This window comes from Empedobacter sp. 225-1, from assembly GCF_030328185.1.
Taxonomy (GTDB): domain Bacteria; phylum Bacteroidota; class Bacteroidia; order Flavobacteriales; family Weeksellaceae; genus Empedobacter; species Empedobacter stercoris.
Genome location: NZ_JACALO010000007.1, coordinates 46,951 through 67,551 on the forward strand (window position 1 = coordinate 46,951; position 20,601 = coordinate 67,551).

The window sequence follows — 20,601 nt, forward strand, 5'->3', positions numbered from 1 at the left end:
GCATCAAATATATTTAACAAAAATGGACATAAAAAAAAATCAATCAGAAGAATTAAATATTAATGATATTTTTCTTAGTTTATCTAAAGGTTTTAATAGTTTTGGTATTAAATTATATCAATTTTTAAGATTTCTTTTAAGAAAAAAAATTATCATTATCTCTTTATTGATTATTGGTTTTATTTCAGGGTTTTTTATTGATAACTATTTTCAGAAAAATAGGTTTAAACATGAAATAATTGTAACTCCTAATGTTAATAGTCAACCTTTTTTATATAAAGAGGTTAATAGTTTAAAATTCAAGCCTAACTCTGCTATTAAAAGTGTTGAAATTGAACCTATTGTAGATGTTTTTAACTTTATGTCTCAAGACATTAATAATATTGAAATTGCAAAATTTTTGGCTGATAACAATGTAAAACTTGTAAAACATTCGAAAGGTAATGAAACAGAACAAGTCTATAAATATCATACAATTACATTCTACAGTAATAATTTCACAAAAGCCGAAAAAGAAATTGATGAATTATTTTCACAATTTAATAACGAAATTTTTTATAAAGAAAAACTAAAAATAAACAGAGACTATATCAAATCAAAAATTCATGAGAATGATATTTCGATTGCGAATATTAATAATATTTTTAGCAAACTAGGAACAACACAAGCTTCTACTAATAACAATGTAAATATTGAGGTGTTTAATGAAGTGAATAAATTAATGGATAGTAAACAAAATTTATTAGCGGAAAATAAAAAACTAAAAAATGAATTGATTGAAAATAACGATATTGTGTTTAAAATTGCAAACCTTAATGCAAGTAGAGAAACTACAAGTTCTCAATTAAAATTTATTTTGCCTATTGTATTTTTATTGATTTTCTTTTGTTATACTGGTTTTCAAAAGTTTTCTAATAAATATAAACATTTAGTCTAAAAGTAAACTTTAGCATGATACAAAATCTAATCAACAAAAATTATATTATTTATGGTTCATCAATAATTCTTAGTAGAGGTTTAGAATTCTTAATTTTATTCTTTGCAGCTTATATAATGACAAAAGAGCAGTATGGTGAGTTTGAATATTATAAAAAATTGATTGAAACCTTTTCAATTGCATTTGCATTTGGTTTTCCAAGCTTGTTAATGAGTTATACAAAAAGTCCGAGAAATAAAGACTATTTTTATGTACTATCTATCTCTTTCACTTTTTTAATAGGACTTTTTGGTTATGGAATAGCTTTGCTTTTTGATATGGCGTTTTTGATAATTCCAATTCTCTTTTATGCCTTATTTTTTACAGGGAGTATTACTCAGAATTACATACTTGTTAAAAATGGATCACAATACGCTTCTATATATAAAATAGTTGTTTCGTTAATTTTTTATTTAACAGTTTTTTGTTTAATTTATAGATATAATATTAAAGAATATGCATTGGTATATGCTAGTTTTTTTATTTCCCCTTTTATGTCTTTATATTTTATTAGAGTTGTATATAAAGCAAAAATCAAACTTATACACTTAAAAAAGTATTATCGCTTATTTAAAAAATTACTTTATGGTTCATTAACAATGGTTATAAGTGATTTTGCAAATATTCTTTTTTTATATACAGATATTTTTATAATAAAATTATTATCTCAAAATTCAAATGTGGAAATGGCTAACTTTAGTTTTGCTCTAAATATTGCAGCCATTATACTAATAATACCAACAACTATCTTACAAGTTAATATTGAGAAACTAAAAAAAACACCCGTAATTAGTACACTAAATATAGATAAACAGATTACTAGTCTTATCTTACTAACTTCAATCTTTCTCATTCTATTTTATAAGTTACTGGTTGACAATCTTTATCAAAGTTACCAAGAAACATTTTGGTTATTTGTGTTACTTACGATTGCAAAAATATTTCAAAGTTTATCAAATTTATTTGGTACAAATCTATTAATTCAAAAAAGATATAATCTTAATTTATATATTAATCTTTTTTTCCTTACTATCAATTGTATATTATGTGCTTTCTTGTATAAGCTTTATGGAATTTATGGTATTGTCATCAGTAGTATTCTTACTTTAGCTGGAAGATATTTTATTTTAAGAAAATTAAATTTCAAATATTTTAAAACTAATTATGCTTAAAATAAATAAAAATACAATAGATAAGTTTCTAATACTATTACCATTTTTATTAATTTATATTGGTACTTCATTTCAAAACATAAATGATTCCATTTCTAGTATGCTAAAAATACTTGGATTTGGATACATGGTTTTTTATATTTTTCTTAATCAGAAAATAAATAAGAATTTATTTTTAGGAACATTTTTTTTTCTTCCTTTTTTAATTTATGGTGTATACAATTCATTTAATATAAAAGCAGGATTAAGTGATGCTATAAGGTATCTATTTCCTGTAATTACTTTGTTTTATAGCTATTCTATCCGAAACTACCTACCTTTATTAATAAAGTTTATTATATTTTTTGTTCTGATTAATTTTTTTGTACAAATTATCAACTATATCAATTGGATAAGAGGTGTAGATCAATGGTTTTATTATGAAACATCTGATGGATTAAGATATTACAATCAAACTGCTGGTATAATTAGAGCCACAGGTATTGTTGTCTTCTTCGGTTTTTTTGGTTTCTTTAATTTGATTGCGCTTTTCTTAGTTAAAGAATTTTATAAAGGAAAATACAAAAATTTAATTTTAGGAGTCTGCTTAATGGGAATGTTTTTAAGTGTTTCTTATAAAACTTTTGTTGCTTTTTTTGTTATACTTATGTTTTACTATTACAAAACATTTTTCAAGCTTTTACCTTTGTTAATTATAGCTTTTATAACTGCATTAGCAATTTTTCCAAAAGCATTTGACTCTATAATAAAAGATATCGTCCTTCGTTTTACAGTTTACATTTCTGAAGGAACTTCTATGAGAGCTGAATCATATCGAGTAATGTTCCAAGAATTTAATAATTTTAATTTGTTTGGTAAAGGAATTGGAGCTTTTGGGGGGCCTGCTTCTATACTGTATAATTCGCCTTACTATCAAGAAATTTATTTTTATTGGTACGATACCACTTGGCTGGAGTTACCTACTACTGACACATATCCTCCTCATGCTTTTGTAGAATTAGGAATCATTGGTGGATTGACTTACTTTTTTTTATTGTGTATTCCACTTTTTAGAAGAAAATTTAATAAAAATTTAATGGTTGCTTTGGTTATCTATTTCACTTTATTTTTCGATATGTTATTTTCTTTTTCACTAAATAATTTAGAATTTTTAATGTTTTCATTAGTGTTAATTTACCCTATTTTAAACTATACTAATCAGAAAAATTTAAGAAATGCATAAACAAAAAAAAGTACTTTTTTTTGGAAACATTCCTAAGAAAAATACAAGTAGTTCGATCGGTGGAGCTACTATACTTGCCTTAAGTATATTATTTTTTATAAATCAAGATCAACGTGTTTCTATTACTCACAAGGATATTCGAAAAATTTGGAAACCAAAATTACATTTGATAGAACATTTTCTTTGGATTATTAAATTCCCATTTATATTTCAAAAAAAAGATATTGTTAGTTTCCATACAACTTGGGATTTTAACTTTACTGTCGGTCCCTTATTATGGTTATGGGCTAAAATATTTAACAAAAGGATTATTTATCATTTTTTTGGAGGTGATTTTCATACCCATTTTCACAAATTACCATCATTTATAAAACCTATATTTTTAAAAACCATTCTATCTTCTGACGTTATATTTTTCGAGACAAAAGCTTGTATAAAATATTTTGAAAATTTAGGTGTTAAAAACATCGAATGGTTACCTAATGCAAGAAAATCTGAAATACATAAATTGAATGATAAAATTTATTCTAAAAAATTCGTATTCATCTCTCGTGTAATAAATGAAAAAGGAATTAACGAAATTATTGAAGTTTCTAAATTACTTGACAACTCATATGTTTTTGATGTTTATGGTCCTATTGATGAAAGATATTTTAATAAAAATAACTTTCATAATTCTAATGTAAACTACAAAGGAGAATTAGAACCTCAAGAAGTAAGTCATATTATAAAAAATTATGACTTACTTTTACTTCCTACTTACTTTTCCGGAGAAGGTTATCCTGGAATAGTTATTGAAGCATTAGCTTTCGGAATTCCTTCAATTACAACAAATTGGATCTCTATTCCAGAAATCATTCAAAATAATTATAATGGTTTTTTAATAGAACCCAAAAACGCTATACAGTTGAAACAAATAATTGAAAATATAAATGATACTAACTATCAGAATTTAAGATTTAATGCATTTAAAAGCTTTGAAAATTTTGATGAGAATATTGTATTTAAAAAAATAATAAAAGCCTATTTAAATGAATGAATTCCTTCCTAATAAAATCCTTTTTTCATTTCTATTGCTCATAGTTTTGGGGTTTGGATTATTCTATTTCTCTAAAATTCAAAAATCATTTTATCAATTGCAGTATGATTGGGATAAAAAAGAAATTATTGAAACATTTAAAATAAATAATATAAAAAATGTTTCATCAAACAGCCTTTCTATCTCAGTAGATAATAGTAATTTTCAACTTGATAATCAATTTACTTATTCCTTAAGAACAGATCAGGATTATTATTTTAGATTTAATTCTTCTATTTTTTCTGAAAACTCCTTAGACCTATATGACTTAGTTTGGATTACAGATTCTCCTACAAATTTGAATGATGTAAAAAGTATCTCTAAATTAAATCTTCCTTTGAAACATAAATCTAGCGATAAAAAAATTGCAATGATTGGTAATCAATTAATCTATATCAATGAAGCAAAATATCTTAGAAAAGAAATAAAAAAATATAAAGATGTTCACTTTATTGGTAATGTAAAAGATATTTATAATAATTCTTTTATTAATATTGACGATAATAAACTAACACTTCCTAATCCCGTTGATTACATTATTATATTTTCTTATTTTTATCCTGATAGTTTTTATAATGAGCTAAATAGTATTTTACATAATAAAAATATAAAACTGATTATAATTGAAAATCCAGAATTAATAAATCATCACATAAATAATTTCAATTTAAAGAAATTACGTAAAAGTATAACACCTATTATCATTGATCCAAACATAATTTTAAATAAAAATCCTACTATTTTTTACTATGATAATAATAAATATTTAACATTAGAAGCTTATAATAAAATCGCTTACTTAATCTCTAAAGAATTAAAATGAAATCAATTTACATCGATAAATTATATTATATTTTATTAGGTTTATTTATGGCCTCTTTCACAATCCCTTCTTATAGTTTTAATACACAATGCTTTATCACTTTAGTTTTTGTTGGTTTATTTTTAAAAGATAATGGAATTGAGAAAATTAAAAAATTAAAAAAGAACTATATACAGATATTTTTACTTTCTATACCATTTATTATAGCAATATTTGGTTTATTATATACGAACAATTTAAAAGAAGGATTTAGAATAATAACAACACAACTTCCTTTTTTATTAATTTCATTAACCTTTTTATCTACAGGATTTAATAAAAATCAATTATATTATTGTCTTAAAACATTTAGTTTTTCTGTTGTTATTTATAACATAATAGTATTTTGCTTTGCATCCTACCTAAAATTAAACGATTTAGGCATTTTTTTTTATTATGATCAATATGGATATTTCTTTGGTAAGCATACTACTTACACTGCCTTGTTTATTATTATTACTATCTCATTTTTATCTTACTTAATAAAAGAAGATTTAAAAAGGAGAATCAATTTGCTTTATTTTATTATAATTTTATTTTTATGTCTTCAATTGTATTTCTTAAGCGTTAGAATTGCTATTATTAGTTTGTTTATTAATCTTATTTTTATCGTAATTACAATTAAACATAAAGTAAAATATATTGTTATTTTAGGTTTAATAAGCTCTTCTATACTTATGTTTTTCTTACCTAATTTCAAAAAAAGGTTTTTACCGAGTATGACAGAAGTTGGAGCTATTGATGGATTAGATTTTAGAAAAGAACACTGGTTATCCGTTCTTGAAACAATAAAATATAATGGATTATTATTTGGAGGAGGAACAGGTAATGATCGTAATTTTTTATTTGATCAATATAAAGACAGAAAACTAACCTCTGCATATTTAGAAGAATATAATGCTCATAATCAATACCTAGAAATTATTCTTAATTATGGTCTATTAGGTTTTGCTTGTTTTATTTTCTTATTACTTTATCTATACTACTATCAGGTAAAGTATAAAGACATCTTAACGCTTTTAATTCTAAATACTTTTGTTATATTTTTTATAACAGAATCTTTACTTATTAGACAAAGCGGAATTATGCTTTTTGCTATCTTAACAACTTTAATAATAAATAAAACAATTAATAACTTAGATTTTGGAAAAAATAAAACTCTTTAATACATATATAAATAATCTTTCGATGAAAGATACGCTTAGTGTTGTAGAAGACGCTATCAAAAATCATCAACAAATTGTATATGCAGATGTTAATGCAGATAAGATTGTAACTTTACAGAGTGATAAATTAATACAAGATTATTTTAAAGAAGCTACTATTGTAAATGCTGATGGGCAAGCTGTTATTTGGGCAGCAAAGTTATTTGGACATCAATTAAAAGAACGAGTAACCGGTGTTGATTTAATGCAAAAATTAGTTGAATTATCTGCAAATAAAAAATATAAAATCTATTTTCTTGGAGCAAAAGAAGAAGTCGTTTCTACTCTAATTAATAAATATGAAAAAAACTTTGGTAAGGAGATTATTGCTGGTTATAGAAATGGATATTTTAAAGAAGAAGAAGAAAAACAAATAATAAAAGACATAACAAATTCAGATGCTAATCTATTATTTGTAGCTATTACATCTCCTAAAAAAGAAATTTTTTTACACAAACATAAAGAGGCTTTAAAAAATATCAATTTTGTAATGGGAGTGGGTGGTAGTTTTGATGTACATGCTGGTTTTGTTCAAAGAGCACCTATTTGGGTACAAAAAGCAGGATTAGAATGGCTATTTAGAGTATATCAAGAACCAGGTAGAATGTGGAAAAGGTATTTAATAAGTAATACAAAATTTATCATATTACTTTTTAAAACATATTTAATAGAAAAAAAATAAGGACTTATTTAGTCCTTATTTTTTTTCTATTAATTGATACAATTCAAACATGCCATAACTTGCTATTATTATAAAAAAAGGATATAATTCATAACGGTATCTACTCTGAATTTCAATTAAAAAGTAAGTCCCTATGAATAAACCTAAAACTATAGGTAAATATAAAACTATTTTCTCATTCACTTTATTATTAACTAATCTTAAAGAGGCAAAACTTGCTAAAAAAAGAATGATTACCCACATATAATTCGTTAATGAAATTAAATTATTATTATACCAATCAGCCCAATAAAATGTTGAATCTGGTGAAGCCCACATTATCCTAAATTTTTCTTCAAATAAATTTGTAAGTTTAAGCTTATCCTCAATTCTAATTTTAATTAATTCTTTAGAATATTCTTCAAAATTTTTATCATATGTAGAAAATAACAAATGGGAATCTTCTGCAGAATATCCACCTTTACTATCATAATTAACACCTACTAAAAATTTATAATTAGAAGAAGCGTTATGATAAAGTGAATTTTCAGAAAAACCACCCTTTATTAAAACCAAACTTGTTATGATTAAAATAAAATGATATGATAGAAATAGTTTCAAACTATTTAAGAGTTTTATTTTAACAAATTTTAAACTATACTTATTATCATAAATTAATTGATAAATTAAGAGTATGATAAAGGCAAATAAAAATATAGTTCCAATCGGTCTAAAAATTTGAGCAATTCCAATAAATAATCCAATCCATGAAAAGCTTTTATTTTTAAGAAAGAAGTATAAAGCTAATAAAATAAAAAATATAGAAATCGTTTGGTTAGTTAATATACCTGAATATATAATAAAAGGAGGAAAAATTATGGCTAAAAATGTAGAAAATAAAGCCGTTTTTTCATTAAACAAGATCCTAGAGCAATAATATATTAAGAGTACTATTCCTGAACTAAGAAGTGCATTTATTAGCTGAAGTAGTAATATATTATCTGATATTTTAATAATTAATGCTTCAAAAAGAGTAAATGGAATATTATAATTCCACAATTTATAATAAACTTCATTACTTAATGGTTCCATATCTCCATTTGCAAGAGAAATAGCAGTATCATGGAGAAGTTTAAAATCAGAAATAGGAATTACATTTACATTTAAAATAAATAATAAACGTAAAAAAAATGCGCTAAAAAAAATAATATATGGCAGATAATTACTTGATAATTTCATACTTTTTAATAATGAAAAACCAAGAATTAGAATAAACAATAAAGCAAGTGCTTTAATAATTTTTATGATAAAGATATTGTTTGTTTCACTAATATATTCAAAAGCACTTATTCCCATAAAAAGAAATAAACAACATATTATTATCCAAATAAAAGAGGTTCCTGTATTTAATATTTTTCTATTCATTCAAAAAATTTTTTAATTTTTCCACTCCATATCTTGGTCTATTTTTAGTTTGTATGTATATTTTTCCTATATACTCTCCTATTAATCCCAATGATAAAGTTTGAATTCCTCCAAAAAAAATAATTAAAACTATAATTGAGGTCCAACCGGTTATAGTATTACCTAATAACATTTGAATAAGTGCCCAAAACCCTAATAATAAAGAAATCAAAATAGAAAAAATACCCAAATTCAATACAAGTTTTATAGGTTTATCTGAAAAAGAAGTAATGCCTTCCCAAGCAAATGACAACATTTTTTTCAAAGGATATTTACTCTCCCCTAATACTCTTTCTTTTCTTTTATAATATATTTTACTTTGTTGAAATCCAATTAAAGGGAATATTCCTCTTAAGAATAGATGAGATTCATTAAATTTTAAAAATTCAAGCAATACTTTATTATTTATTATTCTATAGTCTGCATGATTATAATGAATATTCACTCCTAACTTCATCATGAATAAATAAAATAATTCTGCAGTTTTTCTTTTAAAAAATGTATCTGTTATTCTTTCTTCCCTTATTCCATAAACAATATCATTCCCTTTAGTATATTCTGATATCATATCTTCAATAGAATTAATATCATCTTGAAGATCTACATCCATTGTAATATAAGCATCAAAACTATTTTTAAGAGTTTCCAGACCTGCAAGTAATGTAAATTGATGTCCAACATTTCTTGCTAATTTAATTCCAATAATGTTAATTTCTTTAAAGCTTTCTATTATCTCCCATGTTTTGTCTTTACTTCCATCATCTACAAAACAAATCTTACTATCTGAAGAAATAATTTTTTTAGAAACAAGTTTAGTAAACTTCTCAACAATTTCATTTTTAGTTTTAATAAGAACTTCTTCTTCATTATAACAAGGAAAGATAATTACAATCTTATTCATTATCTAAATTCTTTATATATTCAATTATTCTCTTCACTGCTTTTCCATCTCCATATGGATTATGTGCATTACTCATTTTTTCATATAAATTCTTATCATCTATTAAAGCTTGTACATTTTTAACAATTAAATCTACATTTGATCCTACTAGTTTTACTGTACCAGCTTCTACAGCTTCTGGTCTTTCTGTTTCATCACGAACAACAATTACAGGTTTTCCTAAACTTGGAGCCTCTTCTTGCACTCCGCCACTATCGGTAACAATAATCTTTGATTCGTTCATTAGCCAAATAAAATTAGGATAGTTTAATGGTTCTATTAAAACTATATTTTCAATACTAATCAATTCTTCATGAACAATTTTTAAGATTTTAGGATTTAAATGGACAGGAAAAACAAATTGATAATTTTCGTTCGATAATGCAAGTTCTTTTACAGCTTTACATACATTCAAAATTCCATTACCATGGTTTTCTCTACGATGACAAGTTATCAAAACAATTTCCTTATTAGATAATAATCTTAATTTTAAATCTGCAACAATAGAGCTATCAGATTTTACTTTTTCTATTCCATATAACAAAGCATCAATAACAGTATTTCCAGTAACAAAAATTTTACTATCATCAATGTTTTCTTTAATTAAATTTCTTTTAGATGATTCAGTCGGAGAAAAATGATAATCACTCAATACAGATGTAATTCTTCGATTTGCTTCCTCAGGAAAAGGATTTCTTAAGTCTGAAGTTCTCAAACCTGCCTCTATATGGCAAATTTTAGAGCCATGATAAAAAGAGGCTAAACTAGCAGCCATTGTAGTAGATGTATCTCCATGTACAAATACATAATCAGGATTATAAACTTCTAATACTTCTTTTAAATTATGAATTATTCGTTCTGTTATACTATATAAAGTTTGATTTTCAGTCATTATATTTAATCTATAATCACATTCCAATTCAAAAAAATCTAATACTTGATCCAACATTTCTTTATGTTGTCCAGTATTACAAATTTTTACATCAAAAAAATCTTCTTCTTTAAAAGACTTTATTAATGGAGCTACTTTTATTGCTTCTGGTCGTGTTCCAAAAACAAATAAAATTTTTTTCATACTTAATATAATAATTTACGTAAATTTCTAATACAAAACGCTAAATTACTAATTTTCTTTTAAATTAATCTTCATTTATTTTTTAACCAACTCATCTAATTTATTCCGTAAATTTGTTCTCACATTTTAAACTAAATTATTTGAACTATGTTCCTCGAAAATACCTTTAATCATAACAAAAAAAGTGGATGGATAGAAGTCATCTGTGGCTCAATGTTTTCTGGTAAAACCGAAGAACTTATACGCCGTCTAAAACGTGCCGAATTTGCTAAACAACGTGTCGAAATTTTCAAACCTACAGTTGATACTCGTTACGCAGAACGCGAGGTAGTTTCACACAATCAAAACTCGATTACATCAACGCCTGTCGAGTATTCTTCGGCAATTTTATTGTTGGCTGATGATTGTGATGTGGTAGGAATTGACGAAGCGCAATTCTTTGATGAAGGAATCGTAGATGTTGCCAATCAATTAGCGAACGAAGGAAAACGTGTGATAGTGGCTGGTTTGGATATGGATTTTAAAGGTCGACCATTTGGTCCTATGCCTAATCTAATGGCAACTGCCGAATATGTGACCAAAGTACATGCGATTTGCGTGCGTACAGGAAATTTAGCCAATTACTCACACAGAAAAATAGACAGTGATCGTCTTGTCGAATTAGGCGAAACTTCAGAATACGAACCATTAAGCCGAGCTGCTTTTTGGGAAGAACATAACAAACAAAAAGTTGAAAACGTATAATCTAAATCAAATTTCGAGTATCACCAATAGTACTTTGATTGGAAATGGAGATGAAATCATCAATCAAATTTTCTTTGATTCGCGTATGATTGTCAATCCAACTCACGGAATTTTCTTTGCTTTTCATGGCAATCAAAAAGATGGTCATTTATATATTCAAGATGCCTATCAAAAAGGAATTCGAAATTTTGTGGTCGAAAAAGCATTGACTCATTTACCTCAAGCAAATTTTATAGAGGTTGAAAATCCTCTATTTGCTTTACAAAATTGGGCAAAAATTCATCGTCAACAATATCCGTTTCCTGTCATCGGAATTACAGGTTCTAATGGAAAAACAATTGTGAAAGAATGGTTGAATCAATTGTTATGGAAAAAATTCTCAATTGTTCGAAGTCCAAAAAGTTATAATTCTCAATTCGGAGCAGCGCTTTCTGTTTTGCAAATGGAAGAAAAAAATGATTTGGGAATTTTTGAGGCAGGAATTTCGATGCCAAACGAAATGCAAAATCTCGAAGAAATTATTCAGCCCACAATTGGTGTATTGACAAAAATTGGAGAAGCGCATTTAGAGAATTTCAAAAATCAAGAAGAATTGATTCAAGAAAAACTGAAATTATTTTCGAATGTAGAAAAATTAGTTTTCAATATCGATAATGAAAAAGTTCGTCAAGCTATTCTTGAAAACATATATTTAAGCAATATAGATAAATATTCTTATGGTTATTCAGATTCTGCCACTGTGCAAATCAAGCAAATCATAAGTAATCAGACTAATACGCAAATTTCTATTTTACATAATCAAGAAGAATTCACTTATTCTATTCCTTTTATTGATGATGCTTCGATTAAAAACAGTTTAATTTGTTTAACAACATTAATCAGTTTAAACATTGATTACAATCAATTTAAAGAAGAATTTAATCAATTATTACCAATCGAAATGCGTTTGGAAATAAAAGAAGCGATTAATCATTCTATCTTAATTAATGATACCTTCAATTCTGATCTAAATTCATTAAAAATTGGGCTAAATGTTCTTAATCAACAACCTCGTGATAAAAAATCGCTGGTTTTGACGGATATTTTACAAAGTAATTTATCTGACGAAGATTTATATCAACAAGCTGCCGATTTAGTGAATCCTTATCATTTTGATGAAATCGTTTTGATTGGTGAAAAAATTTCGCAGTTCAAAAATTTGTTTCAATCGTATGTTCGTTCATTTAATTCGACTGAAGAATTCTTGGAACAATTCAAACATCAACATGTCGATAACGAAGCAATTTTATTAAAAGGTGCTCGTCCATTCAAATTAGAAAAAATTTCGAACGAATTGGAAACGCGTTCCAACGATTCTGTTCTCGAAATTAATTTGCAACATCTTATCGAAAATATAAATGTATATCGTTCGTTGCTAAAACCAACCACTAAATTGATGTGTATGGTAAAAGCGAATAGTTACGGAACGGGTAGTTTTGAAGTGGCAAATACGTTACAAAATAATGGAGTTGATTTTCTTGGTGTCGCAATTGCTGACGAAGGAAAAGAATTACGCGAAGCTGGAATTACGGTACCAATTATTGTGATGAATCCAGAGCAAAGTAGTTATTCTACTGTAATCGATTATCAATTGGAACCCGAAATTTATAGTTTACGTGTGTTAAAATTATTTATTCAAAAATTACAAGAAAAACAGATTTCTTCATCTTTTCCAATTCATCTGAAAATGGAAACGGGAATGAATCGTCTTGGGTTTCATGAAAATGATTTCGAAGAATTAATTGCAATTTTAAAAGATCATTCACAGGTTGTTGTTCGATCAATTTTCACGCATTTGGCAACAGCAGATATGCCAGAAGAAGAAGATTATGTCAAATATCAATTGAATCGTTTTGATAACAGTTATGCTGCTATTTCAACAGCCTTAAACATAAAACCAATTAAACATGCGTTAAATTCTCCTGGAATTGTTGCCTATGGCGAACATCAATACGACATGGTTCGTTTAGGAATTGGTATGTACGGTTATTCGGAATATACCGATTTTATGGAGAAATACCTGAAACCTGTTGTACGTTTTAAAACGGTTATTTCTCAAATTTCTGAAATTGAAAAAGGTGAAACTGTAAGTTACGGTCGTCGTTTTACGGCTGAACGCCATACAAAAGTTGCAACTTTACCTGTTGGTTATGCTGATGGAATTCGCCGCTCACTTGGAAAAGGAAAAGGAAAAGTTGGTATCAACGGACAATTAGCTACTATTGTAGGTTCTGTTTGTATGGATATGATGATGGTAGATGTAACTGACATATCTTGTAAAGAAGGTGATGAAGTTACAATCTTTGGTAATCTTCCAACTTTAGCGGACGTTACCGAATGGTTAGATACAATTCCTTACGAGGTTTTGACTTCTGTTTCGCAACGGATAAAACGAGTGTATTATAAAGAATAATACATAGAAAGAGTTACTGAAAAGTGGCTCTTTTTTATTTAAAATACTTTTTCAATTTTAAGAATTTACCTTCAAATAAATGATAAGAAATCATACTGCTAAAAATCGTTGCTGAAAATGATAAAATAAAAACTACACTAAAGTCTGAAAAAAATTTCATTACAAAATTTATCCAAATAGTGTGAAATAAATACATCCCATAAGTATATTTTCCTAGTATACTGAATATATTAGAATCACTAATTATTATTGCATTACGATTACATAAAGTAAATGCAATTAATATAGAAGTAAATATTCCTATAATCAATGGTTCAATAATTACGGGATCTACTTTAAAGGTTGGAATCAAAAAGTATAATAAAATAATTATTCCTGACAATAATACTTTTAACTCATGAGGAACTCTACTTAATTTATTTAAAGAATCTTCATTGTAACTCAACAAATAAGCTACAATTCCTCCAAAAGAAAAATATAAAACATTTGTATTGATATCTAAATCATAAATGTTATTTTTATCATAGATAACTCTGAACATAAGTGATAAAATTATAGAAATAACTAAAAAAACAGGAAACCTTTTATTCGAAATAAAATAGAATACAATACCCCAAAGTATATAAAAATGTTCTTCTATACATAACGACCACATAACACGTAACGGGGAAACATTTGCAAAGCTATTATTAATAATCATTTGATAATTCTCTAAAAAAAGTAACGGAAAAAACCAATTTGGATGATAACCTTCATCACTAGATTTTAATGAGAATAGTTGCAAAATATAAGGTGTTAGAAATGCAAATAAAAGCATTGCATAATAAAGTGGCCAAATTCTCAAAATTCTACGCATGAAGAAATTTTTAAGATTTAATTGTTTTGATTTTTTTTTCTCTTCCAGTAAAATGTAAGAAATCAAAAAACCACTTAATACAAAAAATATTTGAACACCAATTCCTCCACTGTGCATAAAAAAATTAATAAAATCAATATTAACAACAGGTAAATGGTGTAAAAAAACAATAAAAAAAGCTAAAAAGCGTAAAGCGTCAAAAGTGTGAAAGTATCTCATCAAGCTATATTATCTAATTTTAAGAACAATTAAAATCAATTTTTATTTTATTAGAAGTGAAATTTAAAAATAGTATTCTTATTGTTCTTAAATAATATAATCATAAGGCTTTATTTCATTATATTTATTCCACAATTCAAATAGATTTATGCGTATATTTTTCGCCTTCGTAATACTCTTTTCAACCATTTCTTTTGCCCAAGAAACGAAGAACGATTCCACACGATTAAAAGTTGGCGTTGTATTGAGTGGTGGTGGCGCAAAAGGTTATGCACATGTTGGCGCTTTAAAGAAAATAGAAGAAGCTGGAATTAAGATTGACTATGTTGGAGGAACAAGTATGGGAGCGATTATCGGCGGCTTATATGCGGCTGGTTATACTCCCGATGAACTTCAAAAAATCATGTATCAACTGGATATTTCTTCTTTGATTACACAAAATAAAGACCGTGCAGAAATTCCTTTTTTTGAAAAAGCATACAAAGAAAAGTATATCTTAGAATTACCTTTTGATAAGTTCAAACTAACCATTCCAAATGCTTTTTCTAAAGGGCAAGGACCATTAGATTTATTAACATATCTACTACGCCCAGTTCACAATATCGACGATTTCAATCAACTTCCTACACCATTTGTTTGCATTGGAACAAATCTCGAAACTGGTGAAGAAAAAGTGTTTCGTTCAGGATTTTTACCTCGCGTAATTTTAGCTTCTGGCGCTTATCCTACCATGTTGGATCCTGTTACAATTGACGGAAAAATTTATGTTGATGGCGGCGTTGTCAATAATTTCCCTGTCAAAGAAGTAAAAGAAATGGGTGCCGATATCATTATCGGAGTCGAGCTTGGAGATGGTTTGCAAAAGGGTGAAGACCTCAATTCAGCGATTGATATTTTGAGTCAAATTATGACAATGAGCATCGTTAAAAAAACAGATGAACAAAAGAAATTAGTTGATCTTTTAATTAAACCTGAATTGAAAGAATATTCTGTGACGAGTTTTGATGAAGTAGATTCCATCTACAACAGAGGTCTTATCGCTTCAGAAAAAGTGTTTGATCAATTGAAAGAAATTGCTCAAAAACAACATGCATCCAAAACTCAAAGAAATGAAATAAAATTGGATGATTATGTTTTGGTAAAAAATATCGAGGTTGAAGGTTTGAAAAATTTTAACAAGAATTACATCGAAGGTAAATTAGGGATTCGAACTCCCGAAATAATAAAATACGATGATTTAAAATTTGGAATTTCGAAGTTATATGCTTCAGGAAACTTTAATAATATTACGTATAAAATTTCAGAAATCGAAGATGATGAAAATTTATTAACCTTAAAAGTTCAAGAAAATAAGACCAAACAATCAATTCGTTTCGGATTACATTACGATGATTTATTCAAAACAGGGTTACTTTTGAACTTTACGTCTAAAAATTTATTTGTCAAAAACTCGGTACTTTCAGCTGATGTTGTCGTTGGGGATTATGCTCGATATAACATCAATTTTTTCATTGACAATGGATATTTACCAAGTATTGGTTTCAACTCTTTTTCACATTATTTTGATAAAGAAATTGACCTCAGAAACTTCTTTGGTCAAGATAATATTTATAAAAAAGTCAATTACAATTTTAGAGAATACATCAATCAAATCTACATTCAATCTACAATCAAAGAAAAATATGCGATTGGTGTTGGCTTAGAGCATCAATATACGAAGGTTTTTACAAACAACTATATTACGAAAAACGAAGATTTTCCAGCAAAATCAGAAGGTTATTATTGGAAAGCATATGGCTACATCAAAGCAGATAACCGAAACAATGCTAATTTTGCACGAAGTGGTTTAAAATTTGATGGAAGTTTCAAGTATTTATTTGATTCTAATGTTAATGGATTCGAAAATAACTATTTATTAGAATCAAGTTTAGAGGCAAATTTTCCGTTAAATAATTTCCTAAGTTACAGATTTACTGCTAACTTTGGAACCTTTTTCAACGATAATGTAACGATACCTCAGAAATTTTATATTGGAGGTTATGTTGAACAAGATTTTTTCAATTACACAAAGTTTTATGGGCTTCCTTTTGGCTCTGCGATTGGCGACAATCAATTGTTATTTGGGTCTCATTTGCAAGCTCGAATTTTGAAAAATCATTACACAAGTCTGTTTATGAATATCGCAAATATCACCGACAGATTTGAGCAATTAAGTTTAACCGATTACAAATATCTTGGATATGGCGTTACCTATGGCTACGATAGTCCATTAGGACCTTTAAATTTCATTTGGAGTTATTCGCCTTATACCAAAAAAGGATTATTTAATTTAAGTTTAGGTTACTGGTTTTAGAACAATGATAGAATTATTTTACGAAACAGATTTTGAGTTAAAAGATGCTCAAACTTGGATAGATTGGATCGTAGAGAGTATGCGAAATGAAGGAAAAACAATAGAAGATTTAAACTATATTTTCTGTGATGATGAATACTTACTTCAAATTAATCGACAATATTTGGATCACGATTATTATACAGATGTTATCGGTTTCGATAATTCTATTGAAGACGAATTGATGGGTGATATTTTTATTAGTATCGAAAGAATAAAAGATAATGCAGAGCAGAATAATGTCTCTTTTGAGAATGAATTGGCTCGTGTTGTGATTCATGGAATATTACATTTCGCTGGTTATATGGATAAAGAACCAGAAGAAAAAGAATTGATGACTACAAAAGAAAATTACTATTTAGAAACGTTTAGTCACTATCTAAATTCATAATGTTCCACGTGGAACATTTATTATTTTAACAAGAAAAATAAGTTTACAAATCAAATGATATTTCAATCAGAATATGATGTAATTGTAGTAGGTGGTGGTCACGCTGGTGCTGAAGCAACAGCTGCAGCTGCCAATTTAGGAGCTAAAACACTCCTTGTTACAATGAACTTACAAACAATCGCGCAAATGTCTTGTAATCCTGCTATGGGTGGAATCGCAAAAGGACAAATTGTTCGCGAGATAGATGCTTTGGGTGGATACTCAGGTATTATTACAGATAAAACGATGATTCAATTCAAAATGTTGAATCAATCAAAAGGTCCTGCGATGTGGTCACCACGAGCTCAATCTGACCGCATGCGTTTTGCCGAAGAATGGCGCTTATCTTTAGAAAGAACAGAGAATGTTGATTTCTTTCAGGATATGGTTAAAAACTTAATCGTAGAGAATGGTAAAGTTTGTGGAGTGATTACAGCGATGGGAATGAAAATTCGTTCTAAAACTGTTATCTTAACAAATGGAACTTTCCTAAATGGTTTGATCCACATCGGAGAAAAACAATTTGGAGGTGGACGTATGGGAGAATCTGCTGCATTCGGTATAACAGAACAACTCGTTGATTTAGGTTTCGAAGCTGGCCGAATGAAAACAGGAACACCTCCACGTGTTGATGGTCGATCAATTGATTATTCGAAAATGATTGAGCAACCAGGAGATGAAAACCCGTCTAAATTTTCGTATACCAATACGCCAAAATTAACCAAACAACGCTCTTGTTGGATTACCTATACCAATCAAGAAGTACACGATTTATTACGCGAAGGATTCGATCGTTCTCCAATGTTTAACGGTACAATCAAATCAACTGGACCAAGATACTGTCCATCGATAGAAGATAAAATTAACCGTTTTGCAGACAAAGATCGTCACCAAATATTTGCAGAACCTGAAGGTTGGCATACAATGGAATTCTATATAAATGGATTTTCGACATCGTTACCTGATGATATTCAAGCAAGAGCTTTACGATCTGTACCTGGTTTTGAATATGCAAAAATTTTACGCCCAGGCTATGCCATCGAATATGATTATTTTCCACCAACACAACTAAAACACACGTTAGAAACAAAGTTAATCGATAACTTGTATTGTGCAGGTCAAATAAACGGAACAACTGGTTATGAAGAGGCAGCTTCTCAAGGATTAATGGCGGGAATAAATGCTGTGTTGAAAATTCAAGAAAAAGATCCGTTTATCTTAAACCGTAACGAAGCATATATTGGTGTTTTAATCGATGATTTGATTACTAAAGGAACAGAAGAGCCTTATCGTATGTTCACTTCCCGAGCTGAATATCGAATCTTATTGAGACAAGATAATGCAGATGAACGTTTGACAAGAAAGGCTTTTGACATTGGTTTAGCTTCTGAAGATCGTTTGAAAAGAATGGAAGAAAAGTTTGATAAAGCTGAAAAACTTGTTCACTATTTCGAAGAAAATTCGATCAAACCTCAAGAAATAAATGAGGTAATAGAAGAACGAAATGGGACTCCATTGAAGCAACCAAATAAAATGATTTCTGTTATTTCTCGTCCGGAATTAAAGCTTTCTGATTTCACAAAATTAAACCGTGTGAAAGAATATATTGATTCTAATGAATATGATGACGAAGAATTAGAACAAACAGAAATTCAAATAAAATATAAAGGATACATCAAAAAAGAACAACAGAATGCTGACAAGTTGCATCGATTAGAAAATCTTAAAATTCCAGCTGATACGGATTACAGTATTTTTGGATCAATGTCTATCGAAGCACGCCAAAAATTGGCAAAAATAAAACCAGCTACCGTCGCTCAAGCTTCAAGAATTAGTGGTGTATCACCAGCAGATATTAGTGTATTATTAATTTACATGGGAAGATAATATGGAAAATGTTCCACGTGAAACATCTCAAGAAAATCCTTCAAAAGAAGGATTTTCTGGTATTAAGAAATTAGATTTAAAAGATTATTTTTTAACTGGAGAAAACTTCGAATTGTTTGAAGATTCTAAAACAGGCGTTTTATATACTCTCCCCCAGCCTATCGAAAATTTGGGTAAATATTACGAAAGTAAAAATTATATTTCCCATACCGATGGAAAAAAATCTGTTTTCGAACGTTTTTACCAAATAGCAAAATCAATCAATCTAAACAACAAATTAGAATTGATTCGGAATATATCAACAGGTAAAAAGATATTGGATTACGGCTGCGGAGTTGGTGACTTTTTAGAACATTTACAAAAAAATGGTTACGATGTTTTAGGAATGGAGCCAAACGATTCTGCGCGTAGAATTACACAATCTAAAATAGGAATTGAAAACGTTACTTCTACAGAATTAGAACAAAATAATCAAAAATATGATATCATAACGTTGTGGCATGTTTTAGAACATATACCAAATCTGAATGAAATCATCCATTTGTTAAAAAAACATCTAAACGAAAATGGCCGATTAATAATTGCCGTACCAAATCACCAATCTTACGATGCAGCTTATTACGGAAAATATTGGGCAGCTTATGATGTACCTAGACACCTGTGGCATTTCTCAGCAACAAGCATGCATAAACTTTTTAACAACTTTGGTATGAAAATTGAATCTACTCATCCGATGAAATTAGATTCGTTTTATGTGAGTCTACTTTCTGAAAAATATAAAGGAAATAAATTAGGTTTTTTAAACGCTATTAGAGTCGGTTTAAAATCAAATGCAAAAGCAAAGAAAACGGGAGAATATTCTTCTTTAATCTATGTAATTAAAGCCGAAAATTAAAATAAGCCCTTTTAAGCTATCTTTTATAAGCCAATTGAGCATTATGACCTTTTTATTAAAAAAATTGAATA

Annotated in this window: 17 protein-coding genes; 13 read left to right on the top strand and 4 right to left on the bottom strand. The window is 27.7% G+C overall.

All coding sequences use genetic code 11. The annotated features are described in order from the left end of the window. Positions 1-22 precede the first annotated feature (22 nt). From HX088_RS03535 to HX088_RS03565, 7 genes are read left to right on the top strand one after another with little or no spacing between them, the layout of a single operon-like run. Positions 23-937 (top strand): hypothetical protein, encoded by a 915-nt coding sequence (locus tag HX088_RS03535; protein WP_286483435.1) that lies wholly within the window; start codon positions 23-25, stop codon positions 935-937. Positions 938-951: 14 nt separating this feature from the next. After that, positions 952-2,148, top strand: coding sequence for an oligosaccharide flippase family protein (locus HX088_RS03540; RefSeq protein ID WP_286483437.1), 1,197 nt, complete (start codon positions 952-954; stop codon positions 2,146-2,148). Beyond that, the gene (locus HX088_RS03545) at positions 2,141-3,370 is read left to right on the top strand and encodes a hypothetical protein (protein ID WP_286483439.1); all 1,230 of its coding nucleotides are present in this window, start codon (positions 2,141-2,143) and stop codon (positions 3,368-3,370) included. Before HX088_RS03540 ends, HX088_RS03545 begins: the two co-directional genes overlap by 8 nt. Continuing rightward, on the top strand, positions 3,363-4,409 hold the full coding sequence (locus HX088_RS03550; protein WP_286483441.1) for a glycosyltransferase: 1,047 nt from the start codon (positions 3,363-3,365) through the stop codon (positions 4,407-4,409). Before HX088_RS03545 ends, HX088_RS03550 begins: the two co-directional genes overlap by 8 nt. Next, positions 4,402-5,271, top strand: a complete 870-nt coding sequence (locus tag HX088_RS03555) for a hypothetical protein (RefSeq protein WP_286483443.1) — start codon at positions 4,402-4,404, stop codon at positions 5,269-5,271. The genes HX088_RS03550 and HX088_RS03555 overlap by 8 nt, the downstream gene beginning before the upstream one ends. Continuing rightward, complete coding sequence (locus HX088_RS03560) at positions 5,268-6,476, top strand: O-antigen ligase family protein (RefSeq protein WP_286483445.1); 1,209 nt, start codon at positions 5,268-5,270, stop codon at positions 6,474-6,476. Before HX088_RS03555 ends, HX088_RS03560 begins: the two co-directional genes overlap by 4 nt. Positions 6,477-6,498: 22 nt before the next feature. Continuing rightward, a complete protein-coding gene (locus HX088_RS03565; RefSeq protein ID WP_286483447.1) occupies positions 6,499-7,197 on the top strand; it encodes a WecB/TagA/CpsF family glycosyltransferase in 699 nt (232 codons plus the stop codon). A gap of 15 nt (positions 7,198-7,212) precedes the next feature. Here HX088_RS03565 and HX088_RS03570 read toward each other — a convergent pair whose 3' ends face one another. From HX088_RS03570 to wecB, 3 genes are read right to left on the bottom strand one after another with little or no spacing between them, the layout of a single operon-like run. Beyond that, complete coding sequence (locus HX088_RS03570; RefSeq protein ID WP_286483449.1) at positions 7,213-8,601, bottom strand: glycosyltransferase family 39 protein; 1,389 nt, start codon at positions 8,599-8,601, stop codon at positions 7,213-7,215. Continuing rightward, positions 8,594-9,541 carry a glycosyltransferase family 2 protein gene (locus HX088_RS03575; RefSeq protein WP_286483451.1) on the bottom strand — a complete coding sequence of 316 codons (948 nt, stop codon included), beginning with the start codon at positions 9,539-9,541 and terminating at the stop codon, positions 8,594-8,596. The genes HX088_RS03570 and HX088_RS03575 overlap by 8 nt, the downstream gene beginning before the upstream one ends. Continuing rightward, complete coding sequence (gene wecB / locus HX088_RS03580) at positions 9,534-10,655, bottom strand: non-hydrolyzing UDP-N-acetylglucosamine 2-epimerase (protein WP_286483453.1); 1,122 nt, start codon at positions 10,653-10,655, stop codon at positions 9,534-9,536. Before wecB ends, HX088_RS03575 begins: the two co-directional genes overlap by 8 nt. 147 nt (positions 10,656-10,802) lie before the next feature. Between wecB and HX088_RS03585 the strand changes: the two genes are divergently transcribed. Then, complete coding sequence (locus HX088_RS03585; RefSeq protein WP_171622936.1) at positions 10,803-11,399, top strand: thymidine kinase; 597 nt, start codon at positions 10,803-10,805, stop codon at positions 11,397-11,399. Then, positions 11,386-13,851, top strand: coding sequence for a bifunctional UDP-N-acetylmuramoyl-tripeptide:D-alanyl-D-alanine ligase/alanine racemase (locus tag HX088_RS03590; protein WP_286483456.1), 2,466 nt, complete (start codon positions 11,386-11,388; stop codon positions 13,849-13,851). Before HX088_RS03585 ends, HX088_RS03590 begins: the two co-directional genes overlap by 14 nt. Before the next feature lie 34 nt (positions 13,852-13,885). Here HX088_RS03590 and HX088_RS03595 read toward each other — a convergent pair whose 3' ends face one another. Further along, complete coding sequence (locus HX088_RS03595) at positions 13,886-14,926, bottom strand: acyltransferase family protein (RefSeq protein WP_286483457.1); 1,041 nt, start codon at positions 14,924-14,926, stop codon at positions 13,886-13,888. 148 nt (positions 14,927-15,074) lie between these two features. On the opposite strand from HX088_RS03595, the gene HX088_RS03600 reads away from it, so the two are divergent. The 4 genes from HX088_RS03600 to HX088_RS03615 are packed head-to-tail and all read left to right on the top strand — an operon-like array spanning position 15,075 to position 20,530. Continuing rightward, positions 15,075-17,279, top strand: coding sequence for a patatin-like phospholipase family protein (locus HX088_RS03600; protein ID WP_260541543.1), 2,205 nt, complete (start codon positions 15,075-15,077; stop codon positions 17,277-17,279). A 4-nt stretch (positions 17,280-17,283) separates the two neighbouring features. After that, complete coding sequence (gene ybeY, locus HX088_RS03605) at positions 17,284-17,709, top strand: rRNA maturation RNase YbeY (RefSeq protein ID WP_171622932.1); 426 nt, start codon at positions 17,284-17,286, stop codon at positions 17,707-17,709. Positions 17,710-17,763: 54 nt separating this feature from the next. Next, positions 17,764-19,635: a tRNA uridine-5-carboxymethylaminomethyl(34) synthesis enzyme MnmG gene (gene mnmG / locus HX088_RS03610; protein ID WP_225539534.1), complete on the top strand. Its 1,872-nt coding sequence runs from the start codon at positions 17,764-17,766 to the stop codon at positions 19,633-19,635. Between the two features lies 1 nt (position 19,636). Then, entirely contained in the window at positions 19,637-20,530 is an 894-nt protein-coding gene (locus HX088_RS03615; protein ID WP_188319425.1) for a class I SAM-dependent methyltransferase, read from the top strand. The last annotated feature ends 71 nt before the right edge of the window (positions 20,531-20,601 follow it).

What these genes read in the sequence shown, in the direction of transcription:
- HX088_RS03535 (WP_286483435.1), top strand. Translation starts at nt 23, where the DNA reads ATGGACATAAAAAAAAATCAATCAGAAGAATTAAATATTAATGATATT.
- HX088_RS03540 (WP_286483437.1), top strand. Translation starts at nt 952, where the DNA reads ATGATACAAAATCTAATCAACAAAAATTATATTATTTATGGTTCATCA.
- HX088_RS03545 (WP_286483439.1), top strand. Translation starts at nt 2,141, where the DNA reads ATGCTTAAAATAAATAAAAATACAATAGATAAGTTTCTAATACTATTA.
- HX088_RS03550 (WP_286483441.1), top strand. Translation starts at nt 3,363, where the DNA reads ATGCATAAACAAAAAAAAGTACTTTTTTTTGGAAACATTCCTAAGAAA.
- HX088_RS03555 (WP_286483443.1), top strand. Translation starts at nt 4,402, where the DNA reads ATGAATGAATTCCTTCCTAATAAAATCCTTTTTTCATTTCTATTGCTC.
- HX088_RS03560 (WP_286483445.1), top strand. Translation starts at nt 5,268, where the DNA reads ATGAAATCAATTTACATCGATAAATTATATTATATTTTATTAGGTTTA.
- HX088_RS03565 (WP_286483447.1), top strand. Translation starts at nt 6,499, where the DNA reads ATGAAAGATACGCTTAGTGTTGTAGAAGACGCTATCAAAAATCATCAA.
- HX088_RS03570 (WP_286483449.1), bottom strand. Translation starts at nt 8,601, where the DNA reads ATGAATAGAAAAATATTAAATACAGGAACCTCTTTTATTTGGATAATA.
- HX088_RS03575 (WP_286483451.1), bottom strand. Translation starts at nt 9,541, where the DNA reads ATGAATAAGATTGTAATTATCTTTCCTTGTTATAATGAAGAAGAAGTT.
- wecB (WP_286483453.1), bottom strand. Translation starts at nt 10,655, where the DNA reads ATGAAAAAAATTTTATTTGTTTTTGGAACACGACCAGAAGCAATAAAA.
- HX088_RS03585 (WP_171622936.1), top strand. Translation starts at nt 10,803, where the DNA reads ATGTTCCTCGAAAATACCTTTAATCATAACAAAAAAAGTGGATGGATA.
- HX088_RS03595 (WP_286483457.1), bottom strand. Translation starts at nt 14,926, where the DNA reads ATGAGATACTTTCACACTTTTGACGCTTTACGCTTTTTAGCTTTTTTT.
- HX088_RS03600 (WP_260541543.1), top strand. Translation starts at nt 15,075, where the DNA reads ATGCGTATATTTTTCGCCTTCGTAATACTCTTTTCAACCATTTCTTTT.
- ybeY (WP_171622932.1), top strand. Translation starts at nt 17,284, where the DNA reads ATGATAGAATTATTTTACGAAACAGATTTTGAGTTAAAAGATGCTCAA.
- mnmG (WP_225539534.1), top strand. Translation starts at nt 17,764, where the DNA reads ATGATATTTCAATCAGAATATGATGTAATTGTAGTAGGTGGTGGTCAC.
- HX088_RS03615 (WP_188319425.1), top strand. Translation starts at nt 19,637, where the DNA reads ATGGAAAATGTTCCACGTGAAACATCTCAAGAAAATCCTTCAAAAGAA.